The sequence below is a fragment of the Nocardioides sp. genome, assembly GCF_036503465.1.
GTDB lineage: Bacteria > Actinomycetota > Actinomycetes > Propionibacteriales > Nocardioidaceae > Nocardioides.
Genome location: NZ_DASXWU010000087.1, coordinates 1 through 11,351 on the forward strand (window position 1 = coordinate 1; position 11,351 = coordinate 11,351).

At 70.6% G+C, this 11,351-nt stretch carries 9 protein-coding genes; 2 read left to right on the forward strand and 7 right to left on the reverse strand.

Features of this window, described 5'->3' with window-relative positions; genetic code table 11:
• The 7 genes from gap to uvrA all read right to left on the reverse strand — a co-directional run.
• Positions 1-1,007: type I glyceraldehyde-3-phosphate dehydrogenase (gene gap, locus VGK78_RS15900; RefSeq protein WP_331528678.1), on the reverse strand; the 1,007-nt coding region annotated here is incomplete at its 3' end.
• A 362-nt stretch (positions 1,008-1,369) separates the two neighbouring features.
• Complete coding sequence (whiA, locus tag VGK78_RS15905; RefSeq protein WP_331528679.1) at positions 1,370-2,353, reverse strand: DNA-binding protein WhiA; 984 nt, start codon at positions 2,351-2,353, stop codon at positions 1,370-1,372.
• A 76-nt stretch (positions 2,354-2,429) separates the two neighbouring features.
• The gene (locus VGK78_RS15910; RefSeq protein WP_331528680.1) at positions 2,430-3,401 is read right to left on the reverse strand and encodes a gluconeogenesis factor YvcK family protein; all 972 of its coding nucleotides are present in this window, start codon (positions 3,399-3,401) and stop codon (positions 2,430-2,432) included.
• A gap of 1 nt (position 3,402) precedes the next feature.
• Positions 3,403-4,305, reverse strand: coding sequence for an RNase adapter RapZ (gene rapZ / locus VGK78_RS15915; protein WP_331528681.1), 903 nt, complete (start codon positions 4,303-4,305; stop codon positions 3,403-3,405).
• A complete protein-coding gene (gene uvrC, locus VGK78_RS15920; protein ID WP_331528682.1) occupies positions 4,305-6,272 on the reverse strand; it encodes an excinuclease ABC subunit UvrC in 1,968 nt (655 codons plus the stop codon). Before uvrC ends, rapZ begins: the two co-directional genes overlap by 1 nt.
• Positions 6,273-6,323: 51 nt before the next feature.
• Positions 6,324-6,761, reverse strand: coding sequence for a Rieske (2Fe-2S) protein (locus VGK78_RS15925; RefSeq protein WP_331528683.1), 438 nt, complete (start codon positions 6,759-6,761; stop codon positions 6,324-6,326).
• Between the two features lie 114 nt (positions 6,762-6,875).
• Complete coding sequence (uvrA, locus tag VGK78_RS15930) at positions 6,876-9,743, reverse strand: excinuclease ABC subunit UvrA (RefSeq protein ID WP_331528684.1); 2,868 nt, start codon at positions 9,741-9,743, stop codon at positions 6,876-6,878.
• 138 nt (positions 9,744-9,881) lie between these two features.
• Between uvrA and VGK78_RS15935 the strand changes: the two genes are divergently transcribed.
• Both VGK78_RS15935 and VGK78_RS15940 read left to right on the forward strand, forming a co-directional pair.
• Positions 9,882-10,601 (forward strand): maleylpyruvate isomerase family mycothiol-dependent enzyme, encoded by a 720-nt coding sequence (locus VGK78_RS15935; protein ID WP_331528685.1) that lies wholly within the window; start codon positions 9,882-9,884, stop codon positions 10,599-10,601.
• Complete coding sequence (locus VGK78_RS15940) at positions 10,577-11,251, forward strand: MBL fold metallo-hydrolase (RefSeq protein WP_331528687.1); 675 nt, start codon at positions 10,577-10,579, stop codon at positions 11,249-11,251. Before VGK78_RS15935 ends, VGK78_RS15940 begins: the two co-directional genes overlap by 25 nt.
• Positions 11,252-11,351 lie beyond the last annotated feature (100 nt).

An 11,351-nucleotide genomic window follows, 5' to 3' on the forward strand; every position in this document is an offset into this window, starting at 1 on the left:
TGGTTGACCAGGTCGACGAGGCGGTTCGAGTAGCCCCACTCGTTGTCGTACCAGCCGGCCACCTTGACCTGGTTGCCCTGCACCAGGGTCAGCTTCGAGTCGAAGATGCAGGAGGACGGGTCGGTGACGATGTCCGCGGAGACGATCTCGTCGGTGGTGTACTTCAGGAAGCCCTTGAGCGGGCCGGCCTCGGCGGCCTTCTTGAACGCCGCGTTGACCTCGTCCTTGGTGGTCTCGCGGGACAGGTCGACGGTCAGGTCGGTGATCGAGCCGACCGGGACCGGCACGCGGAAGGCGAAGCCGTCCAGCTTGCCCTTGACCTCGGGGATGACCACCGAGATGGCGCGGGCGGCGCCGGTGGAGGTCGGGATGACCGACTGCGGGGCCGAGCGGGCGCGGCGCAGGTCGATGGTGCCCTTGCGGGTCAGCGCGATCTGGTCGAGCAGCTGCTGCTCGGTGGTGTACGCGTGCACCGTCGTCATGAAGCCCTTCTCGATGCCCCAGGTGTCCAGGAGGACCTTGGCCATCGGCGCCAGGCAGTTCGTGGTGCAGCTGGCGTTGGAGATCACGTGGTGCTTCTCGGCGTCGTACTCCCCGTCGTTGATGCCCATCACGATCGTGATGTCCTCGTCGGTCGCCGGTGCCGAGATGATCACCTTCTTGGCGCCCGCCTCGATGTGCTTGCGCGCGTCGGCCGCCTTGGTGAAGAAGCCGGTGGACTCGATGACGACGTCCGCGCCGATCTCGCCCCAGCTCAGGTTGGCCGGGTCGCGTTCCGCGGTCGCGTGGATCTTGGTCCCGCCGACGGTGAGGTAGTTCTCGTCCGAGTCGATCTCGCCGGGGTAGCGCCCGAGGATCGAGTCGTAGCGCAGGAAGTGGGCCAGGATGTCGTTGGCCGCGAGGTCGTTGATGCCCACGACCTCGACGTCCGCGTCGGACGCCTGCACGGCACGGAAGAAGTTGCGGCCGATCCGGCCGAAGCCGTTGATGCCTACTCGAACGGTCACAGGAAGCTCCTACGGAAATGGTGGGCCGTCTCGGTACGTCGACCCTACCGTTCGCCGATTCGACCCTGACATCGCGCCCGGTGGTTGAGGAGGTCGCTCTGAGACCGACCTACCGGTGGTTGAGGAGCGAGCCCTGCGAGCGTCCTCCCGGCGGTTGAGGAGCGAGCCCTGCGAGCGCCTCGAAACCACCTCGGTCGGGGCCCCGGGCACCCTCACCGGGTCTCGAGACGCGTCGCTCAGCCCCCTCGTACCTCGGGTCCGAGCCGACGCTCCGGTTCCTGAGGAGCCGAGGGACGAGGCGTCTCGAAGGACGACCTCCCGCCCTGATCGCGGACTTCGCAAGCTCAGTCCGCGGGGCGTGATCACTCCTCGGCCAGCATCTCCGGGGTGAGCGAGGCCTCCGTGTCGGGTACGCCGAGCTCCTCGGCGCGCTTGTCCGCCATCGCCAGCAGACGGCGGATGCGACCGGCGATCGCGTCCTTGGTGAGCACCGGGTCGTGGAGCTGGCCGAGCTCCTCGAGACTGGCCTGCTTGTGCTCCAGCCGAAGCCCGCCCGCCAGCTTGAGATGGTCGGGCACCTCGTCGCCGAGGATCTCCAGGGCGCGCTGGACGCGGGCGCCCGCAGCCACGGCGGCCCGGGCGGAGCGGCGGAGGTTGGCGTCGTCGAAGTTGGCCAGCCGGTTGGCGGTGGCGCGCACCTCGCGCCGCATCCGGCGTTCCTCCCAGGCCATCAGCGCCTCGTGGGCGCCGAGCCGGGTGAGCAGCTGGGAGATCGCGTCGCCGTCGCGGATCACGACCCGGTCGACGCCGCGGACCTCGCGCGCCTTCGCCGGGATGCCGAGCCGGCGGGCCACACCCACGAGTGCCAGGGCGGCCTCCGGGCCGGGACAGGTGACCTCGAGGGACGACGAGCGCCCCGGCTCGGTGAGAGACCCGTGCGCCAGGAACGCACCGCGCCAGGCGGCGACCGCGTCGCAGGCACCTCCCGAGACGACGGCCGGGGGAAGCCCCCGCACCGGCCGTCCGCGGTTGTCGAGCAGGCCGGTCTGTCGGGCGAGCGCCTCGCCGTCCTTGACGACGCGTACCAGGTACCGGCTGTCCTTGCGGATGCCGTTGGCCTGGACCATCGCGACGTCGCTCTGGTGCCCGAACACCTCGGCGATGTCCTTGCGCAGCCGGCGGGCCGCGGCGCCGGTGTCGAGCTCGGCCTCGACGACGATCTTGCCGCTGACAATGTGGAGCCCACCGGCGAACCGCAGCATCGTCGACACCTCGGCCTTGCGGCAGCAGGTCTTGGTGATGGTGGTGTTGGCGATCTCCGCCTTCACCTGCGCCGTCATCGCCATGGCGCCGATCCTGCCACGTACGTCAACGACACTCGGGCCCGAGGCCGTTGCTCGGGACTTTCGGCCCGTACGCCGGTTACAGGCCGGCCAGGATCCCGGCGTACGCCGCCGCCAGCTTCTCCGGGTCGTGCCGCGGGGATCCGTCGTCGCAGGCGACGTCCGCGACCACGACCCGCGCTCCGCACTTGCTCGCGAGCGCCTCGAGCTCGGCGGTCTGCTGGGCGTCCTCGGCCTCGGACCGGTCGAGCAGCACGGTGCCCAGAGCGAGGTCCGGGGCGTGGTCGAGGAGCGCGCGGAGGTGGTCGACCGCTGCGAAGCCGTCGGTCTCGGGGTCCTGGGGTGCGACGTTCAGCACCACCACCCGGTGGGCGTCGGTCTCGATCAGCGCCCGGGCGAGCGGCGGCACCATCAGGTGCGGCAGGACCGACGTGAACCAGGACCCCGGGCCGAGCACGACCATGTCGGCCTCGCGCACGGCGTCGACCGCCTGCGGGCAGGCACGGAGGTCCTCGGGCAGCAAGGAGATTGCCTCGATCGTGCCCTCGCAGGTCGCCACCGCGACCTGGCCGCGGACCGTGCTCAGCCGCTCGGGGTCGTCGGGATACAGGCCGCTGACCTGGGCCGAGATCTCCAGCGGCGTCAGCGCCATCGGCAGCACCCGCCCGCGGGCGCCGAGCAGACGGCCGACCCACTCGAGCGCCACGACGTGGTCGCCGAGCAGCTCCCAGAGGCTGACGATCAGCAGGTTGCCCGTGACGTGGCCGCGCATCTCGCCGGTGCCGGCGAACCGGTGCTGCAGCACGCGCGCCCAGGTCTCGCCCCACTGGTCGTCGCCGCAGAGAGCCGCCAGGGCCATCCGCAGGTCACCGGGCGGCAGTACCCCGAACTCCGACCGCAGGCGGCCGGACGAGCCGCCGTCGTCGGCCACGGTCACCACCGCGGTGAGCTCCAGCGGCAGTCGCCGGAGAGCGGACAGTGACGCATGGAGGCCGTGTCCGCCGCCCAGAGCGGTGACCCGGGCGGGGACCCGCGGAGACGTCGAATCCACGTCACTCCCGCCCGAGGTCGCGGTGGTGGGTGCCCACGTCGTATCCCGCCTCGCGCATCTGCCGGGCGATCTCCTCGGCCATGGCGACGCTGCGGTGCTTGCCGCCGGTGCAGCCGACGGCGACCGACATGAAGCGCTTGCCCTCGCGGAGATAGCCCTTGGCGACGCCGGCGAGCAGATCGACGTACCGGTCGACGAACTCGCGCGCGCCCTCCTGCTCGAGGACGTAGTCGGCGACCTCGGCGGAGCGGCCGGTCTGCCCGCGGAGCTGAGGCACCCAGTAGGGGTTGGGCAGGAACCGCATGTCGGCGACGAAGTCGGCGTCGACCGGGATGCCGTACTTGAAGCCGAAGCTGATCGCGGTGACCTTGAGCCTGGTCGTGTCGGGCGTGCCGAAGGACTCGGCGATCCGGTCGGTCAGCTGGTGGACGTTGAGGTCGGAGGTGTCGATCACCAGGTCGGCGTTGGCCCGGAGGTTGGCCAGGGCGGTGCGCTCCCGGTGGAGCCCGTCGATGAGCCGGCCGCTCGCTTGGAGCGGGTGTGGCCGCCGTGCGGCCTCCTGGCGGCGTACCAGCACGTCGTCGGTGGCGTCCAGGAAGAGGAGCGTCGTGTCGCGGCCCACGGCGTGCTGGGCGAGGTTGGCCTGCAGGGACTCGAAGAACGCGCCGGAGCGTACGTCGACCACCACGGCGATAGGCTGGCTCGTGCCACGGCTCTCGTCGACGAGCCGGACGACGTCGCGAAGGAGCGACGGCGGGAGGTTGTCGACCACGTAGTAGCCGAGGTCCTCGAGCTCCTTGGCGGCCGTGCTGCGGCCGGCGCCGGTCATCCCGGTGACGATGACGACCTCGCCGCTGTGCTCCGGAGGCAGGCCGGCCATCGACCCGGACATCGACTCGGCCATCAGTCCTCCTGGATCTCTCCGGTCGCGGTGTTCACGGTCTGACGGCCAGTGTGACCGCCCACGCGGTCGACCGCATCCTTGATCGCCACAGCCGTGCGGGGGCCGATGCCGGGCACCTGCGCGATCTCGTCGACCTCGGCGGCCCGCAGCTTCTTCAGCGAGCCGAAGTGCTTGACCAGGGTCCGACGGCGTACCTCCCCCAGCCCGGGTACGTCGTCGAGCATGCTCTCGACCATCGACTTCGAACGCCGCGACCGGTGGTGGGTGATCGCGAACCGGTGGGCCTCGTCGCGGACCCGCTGGAGCAGGTAGAGCCCCTCGGAGGTACGCGCGAAGATCACCGGGTCCTGCTGCTCGGGCAGCCAGACCTCCTCGAGCCGCTTGGCAAGACCGCAGACCGGGATGTCGACGACCCCCAGCTCACGCATCGCGGCCTGCGCCGCCGCGACCTGGGGCGGACCTCCGTCCACCACGACCAGACCGGGCGCATAGGCGAACTTGCGGGGGCGACCCGTCTCGGGGTCGACGAGCATCGGACCCGATTCCGTGGCCACCTCCGTGGAGCGGGCCTGCTCGTCGAGCAGCCGGCGGAATCGTCGGGTGATCACCTCGTGCATCGAGGCCACGTCGTTCTGCCCCTCCACGCCGCGGATCACGAACCGGCGGTACTCGCTCTTGCGGGGCAGCCCGTCCTCGAAGACCACCATGCTGGCCACGACCTCGGTGCCCTGGAGGTTGGAGATGTCGTAGCACTCGATCCGCAGCGGCGCCGCGTCGAGCCCGAGCGCCTTCTGGATCTCCTCCAGCGCCTGGTTGCGCGACGTGAGGTCGGTGCCCCGCTTCGTCTTGTGCATCATCAGCGCCTGGCCGGCATTGCGGGCGACCGTCTCCTGGAGCGTGCGCTTGTCGCCCCGTTGCGGGACCCGGATCCGCACCCGGCTGCCCCGGCGCTCGGACAGCAGCTCCTCGAACACCTCGTGCTCGGCCGGCAGGGCCGGGACCAGGATCTCGCGGGGTACGCCGTCATCGTCGGCGCCGGCGTACAGCTGGAGGAGGAACTGCTCGACCAGCTCCGGCGTACCGCCCTCCTCCACGCGGTCGGCGACCCAGCCCCGCTGGCCGCGGATGCGGCCACCGCGGACGTAGAAGATCTGCACCGCGACCTCGAGCGGGTCCTCCGCGAGGGCGATGACGTCGGCGTCGGTGCCGTCACCGAGCACCACCGCCTGCTTCTCCAGGGCCTTCTCGATCGCGCCCAGGTCGTCGCGGAGCCGTGCCGCGCGCTCGTAGTCCTGCTCGTCGGAGGCGGCGTACATCTCGGCGCGGATGCGCTTGACGAACGTGGTGGTGTGGCCAGCCATGAAGTCGCAGAAGTCGTCGACGATCGCACGGTGGTCGTCGGCGGAGATGTTGCCGACACACGGAGCGGAGCACTTCTCGATGTAGCCGAGCAGGCACGGGCGGCCGATCTGGCCGGAGCGCTTGAAGACGCCGTTCGAGCAGGAGCGCATCGGGAAGACCCGCAGCAGCTGGTCGACGGTCTCGCGGATCGCCCAGGCGTGGCTGTACGGGCCGAAGTACTTCGTGCCCTTCTTCTTGGCGCCGCGACCGACCATGACCCGCGGGAACTCCTCCCCGACCGTCACCGCCAGCCAGGGGTAGGACTTGTCGTCGCGGTACTTCACGTTGTAGCGCGGGTCGAACTCCTTGATCCAGCTGTACTCCAGCTGGAGCGCCTCCACCTCGGTGTTGACGACCGTCCACTCGACGCCTGCCGCCGAGGTGACCATCGCCGCCGGACGCGAGTGCAGGTTGCCGATGTCCTGGAAGTACGACGACAGCCGGGCGCGGAGGTTCTTCGCCTTGCCGACGTAGATCACGCGTCCGCGGGCGTCGCGGAACTTGTAGACGCCCGGCTGCGTCGGGATCTCCCCCGCCTTGGGGCGGTAGGACGCCGGGTCTGCCACGGCGTCAACCCTACGGGCCTCCGGGGACGGCCTGACCGAACGGCAGTCCGGTCACGCCCAGACGACGTTCTTCCCCTTGACCTTGACCGCTACCCGCGGCAACGGCGGGATCGAGCCCGCCGGCGACCCGCTCGGACCGGCCACGTTGGCACCGTCGGTGATCGCGAACTGGCTGCCGTGGCAGCCGCAGTTGATCGTGCCACCGGCCACATCGGCCAGGAGGCACCCCTGGTGGGTGCACGCGGCCGAGAAGCCCTCGAAGGTGCCCTGGTCGGGACGGGTCACGACGACGTCGTGGTCAGGAAGGACGACGCCGCCGCCCACCGGGACGTCTGCGGTCGCCACGAGCACGTCGCCCGGGGAGCCGTGGGGGGAGCCGGCCTCTTCGCCCGCCGCTCCGCCCCCGCACGCGGTGAGCAGGGGCAGGCCCAGCCCGCCGACGGCAGCTCCGGACAGGGCGCGGCGCCGGGTGAGGGCAGGGTCGGTCACGGGGATGCTCCTGGTGTTCGCGGGTGTTCTCCCGACGCTAGCCAGGGCATCTGAGTTTTCGCTGTGGGACCTCGGGGCAGCGGGCGCCCGGACCGTCGCAGCTCGGAGGGCGCCTCAGGGCTTCCGACCGCCGGCCAGCAGCGGAGCCAGGAACTGCCCGGTGTAGCTGTCGGGGTCGGCCGCGACCTGCTCCGGCGTACCCTCCGAGATCACCATCCCCCCGCGTGACCCGCCCTCGGGACCCATGTCGATGATCCAGTCGGAGGTCTTGATCACGTCGAGGTTGTGCTCGATCACCAGCACCGTGTTGCCCTTGTCGACCAGGCTGGACAGGACGCCGAGGAGCTTGCGGATGTCCTCGAAGTGCAGCCCCGTCGTCGGCTCGTCGAGCACGTAGACGGTGCGGCCGGTCGAGCGCTTCTGCAGCTCGCTGGACAGCTTGACCCGCTGTGCCTCACCACCGGACAGCGTCGTCGCCGGCTGGCCGAGCCGGACGTAGCCGAGCCCCACCTCGCAGAGCGTCTCCATGTGCCGCGCGATGGCCGGCACTGCGGCGAAGAAGTCGCGGGCCTCCTCGATCGGCATGTCGAGGACCTCGGCGATCGTCTTGCCCTTGTAGTGCACCTCGAGCGTCTCGCGGTTGTAGCGGGCGCCGTGGCAGACCTCGCAGGGCACGTAGACGTCGGGCAGGAAGTTCATCTCGATCTTGATCGTGCCGTCTCCGGCGCAGGCCTCGCAGCGGCCGCCCTTGACGTTGAACGAGAACCGGCCCTGCAGGTAGCCGCGCATCTTCGCCTCGGGCGTGGATGCGAACAGCTTGCGGACGTGGTCGAAGACGCCGGTGTAGGTGGCCGGGTTGGACCGCGGGGTCCGGCCGATCGGCGACTGGTCGACGTGGATGACCTTGTCGACGTTGTCCACGCCGCTGATCTTGCGGTGCCGGCCCGGGACCGCGCGGGCGTTGTAGATCTGCTTGGCCAGCGAGGTGTAGAGGATGTCGTTGACCAGGGTCGACTTCCCGGACCCGGAGACGCCGGTCACCGCGACGAAGCAGCCGAGCGGGAAGGTGACGTCGATGTCCTGGAGGTTGTTCTCCCGGGCGCCGTGCACGGTGAGCTCTCGGCCGGGCGTCGGCGGGCGGCGCACGTCGGGCACCGGGATCCGCTTGCGTCCGGACAGGTAGAGGCCGGTCTCGGAGTCGCGGTGCTTCAGCAGCTGCTTCACCGTGCCGGAGTGCACCACCTGGCCGCCGTGCTCGCCGGCGCCGGGGCCGACGTCGACCACCCAGTCGGCGGTGCGAATGGTGTCCTCGTCGTGCTCCACGACGATCAGCGTGTTCCCGAGGTCCTTGAGCCGGACCAGGGTCTCGATCAGCCGGTGGTTGTCGCGCTGGTGCAGCCCGATCGACGGCTCGTCGAGCACGTAGAGCACGCCGACCAGGCCGGCGCCGATCTGGGTGGCCAGCCGGATCCGCTGCGCCTCACCGCCGGACAGCGTGGCGGAGGGCCGGTCGAGGGAGAGGTAGTCGAGGCCGACGTCGAGCAGGAAGCGGAGCCGCTCCTGGATCTCCTTCAGCACCCGCTCGGCGATCTGTCGCTCACGGGCGCTGAGCTCGAGGTCGCGCAGGAACTCGGCCGTCTCGTTGATCGGCAGCGCGCACACCTCGGCGATGCTCTTCCCCGAGATGGTGACCGCCATCGACACCGGCTTGAGGCGGCTGCCGTGGCACGCCGGGCAGGGCACCTCGCGCATGTAGCCCTCGAACCGCTCCCGGCTGGTGTCGGACTCGGCCTCGCGGTGGCGCCGCTCGATGTAGGGCCGGACGCCCTCGAAGTTGGTGTAGTAGGACCGCTCCCGGCCGTAGCGGTTGCGGTGCCGCACGTGCACCTTGGTCGGGTGCCCCTCGAGGATCGCCTTGCGTGCCTTGGCGGGCAGGTCCTCCCACGGGGTGTCCAGGTCGAAGCCGAGCTCGTCGCCGAGCGCACCGAGCAGCCGCAGGAAGTAGTCGGCGACGTGGGCTCCGGACCAGGGCTGCACGACGCCCTCGCCCAGGGTCGCGGCCGGGTCGGTGACCACCAGGTCGGGGTCGACCTCCATCCGGGTGCCGAGGCCGTGGCACTCCGGGCAGGCGCCGAACGGCGAGTTGAACGAGAACGACCGCGGCTCGAGGTCGTCGGTCTCGATCGGGTGCTCGTTGGGGCAGGCCATCCGCTCGGAGAACTTCAGCTCCTTGCCGGGGTCCTTCTTGCCCAGGTCGACCAGGTCGAAGACGACGAGCCCGCTGGCGAGGTTGAGCGCGGTCTCGACCGAGTCGGTGAGGCGGCGCTTGGAGCTGGGCTTGGCGGAGAGCCGGTCGACGACCACCTCGATGGTGTGCTTCCGCTGCTTGTCGAGGCGGGGCTTGCCCTCGATCATCTCGGTCAGCTGGACGGTCTCGCCGTCGACACGGGCACGCGAGAAGCCCTGTGACTGCAGCGAGCGGAAGAGCTCGACGTACTCCCCCTTGCGACCGCGCACGATCGGGGCCAGCACCTGGAATCGGGTGCCCTCGTCCAGCTGCATCACCCGGTCGACGATCTGCTGCGGCGTCTGCCGCTCGATCGGCGCACCGCAGGTCGGGCAGTGCGGGCGGCCGGCGCGCGCGTAGAGCAGCCGGAGGTAGTCGTAGACCTCGGTGATCGTGCCGACGGTCGAGCGCGGGTTCTTCGACGTCGACTTCTGGTCGATCGAGACCGCGGGCGAGAGGCCCTCGATGAAGTCGACGTCGGGCTTGTCCATCTGGCCGAGGAACTGGCGGGCGTACGCCGACAGCGACTCGACGTAGCGGCGCTGCCCCTCGGCGAAGATCGTGTCGAACGCCAGGCTCGACTTGCCGGACCCGGACAGGCCGGTGAAGACGATCAGCGAGTCGCGCGGGAGGTCGAGCGAGACGTCCTTGAGGTTGTGCTCGCGCGCACCCCTGATGACCAGCTGATCCGTCACTAGTGTGTCCCCGAAGTCGTTCTGAGAAGTTCGAACAAGTGTTCGCTCATCCTACGTCATTCCGCAAGGCGGCACGCCGCCGGTCTCGACGAGGACCGAGCCTTTTGCTCGACTGTGCGGCTGCGCCATGCTGGGCCCATGACGACCTCCCCGGCCGCAGCCCTCCACGACTCGGAACAACGCCTGGTGCGGACGGTTGATTCCCTCGCCGACGACCAGTGGCCGGAGCCCTCGGTCCTGCCAGGCTGGAGCCGCGCGCACGTCATCGCGCACGTCGCCCTGAACGCGGAGGGACTCGCCGGCGCGCTCGACAACCTGGTCCGGGGCGAGCCCGGGGCGATGTACCAGTCGAACGAGAAGCGCGACGCCGACATCGAGGAGCTGGCGGCCGCTACTCCTCCGGACATCCGCGAGCGCCTGTTCGCGGCGGGCGAGCGGCTGCGCGACGCGCTCGCGGCGCTCTCCGACGACGACTGGACCGGGAGCATCGACCGCGTCCCCGGCGGCCCGTCGTTCCCGGTCCTCGCGCTGCCGGCGACCCGGCGCCGCGAGGTCGAGATCCACCACGCCGACCTCCGGTGCGGCTACCGGCACACCGACTGGCCGCGCGACTTCTGCATCGAGCTGCTCGACGCGGTCACCACCGACCAGGCCGCGAACCCGGACACCGACGACTTCAAGATCAGCGCCACCGACCTCGGCAAGACCTGGCAGCTCGGCGCGGACGAACCGGTCGTCGCGGGCTCCGGCGTCGACCTCGGCTGGTGGCTGGTCGGCCGCGGCTCCGGCGAGGGGCTGAGCACCGCCAGCGGCGTGCTCCCTAGGATCGGCGCATGGCGACGTACACCGGCGAAGTGACCCCGGGCGGTCCCCCCGACACCCGCGAGCTGGCCCAGCTGGTCATCACCAAGGTGGCCGTGGACCCCAAGATGCACAACAACGCCTATCTGCTGCGCTGCCGCAACACCGACGAGCAGCTGCTCGTCGACGCGGCCGCCGATGCCCCGGTGCTGCGCCAGGTGATCGGCGAGGGCGGGCTGGCCGGCGTCGTCACGACCCACCAGCACTGGGACCACCACCGCGCGCTCGCCGACGTCGTCGAGGCGACCGGGGCCCGGGTCTACGCGGGCTCGCCAGATGCCGATGCCATCACCGAGCAGACCGGCGTGGTCGTCACCGACCGGCTGTCCGACGCCGACGAGGTCCGCTTCGGCGACTGCCGGCTGTCGGTCATCCACCTGGTCGGGCACACGCCCGGCTCGATCGCCCTGGTGTACGACGACCCAGACGGGGCGCCGCACCTGTGGACCGGCGACAGCCTCTTCCCCGGCGGCGTGGGCAACACGTTCGGCGACTCCTCCGCCTTCCGGTCACTGATCGACGACGTGTCCACCAAGGTGTTCGACCGGCTCCCCGACGAGACCTGGTTCTACCCCGGGCACGGCAACGACTCGACGCTCGGCGCCGAGCGGCCGCACCTCGCGGAGTGGCGCGCACGCGGCTGGTGATCGAGCCGGGCTGATGTCGATTTGTCCGTCGTTCACCCGACAGCGGAAGATCAACAACTTACCTACGCTGCGCCCATGCAGACCGCCGCGGCGCTCGACG

Excerpts from the sequence above, each read along its gene's own strand:
- whiA (WP_331528679.1), bottom strand. The coding sequence starts at position 2,353 with ATGGCGATGACGGCGCAGGTGAAGGCGGAGATCGCCAACACCACCATC.
- rapZ (WP_331528681.1), bottom strand. The coding sequence starts at position 4,305 with ATGGCCGAGTCGATGTCCGGGTCGATGGCCGGCCTGCCTCCGGAGCAC.
- VGK78_RS15935 (WP_331528685.1), top strand. The coding sequence starts at position 9,882 with ATGACGACCTCCCCGGCCGCAGCCCTCCACGACTCGGAACAACGCCTG.
- VGK78_RS15940 (WP_331528687.1), top strand. The coding sequence starts at position 10,577 with ATGGCGACGTACACCGGCGAAGTGACCCCGGGCGGTCCCCCCGACACC.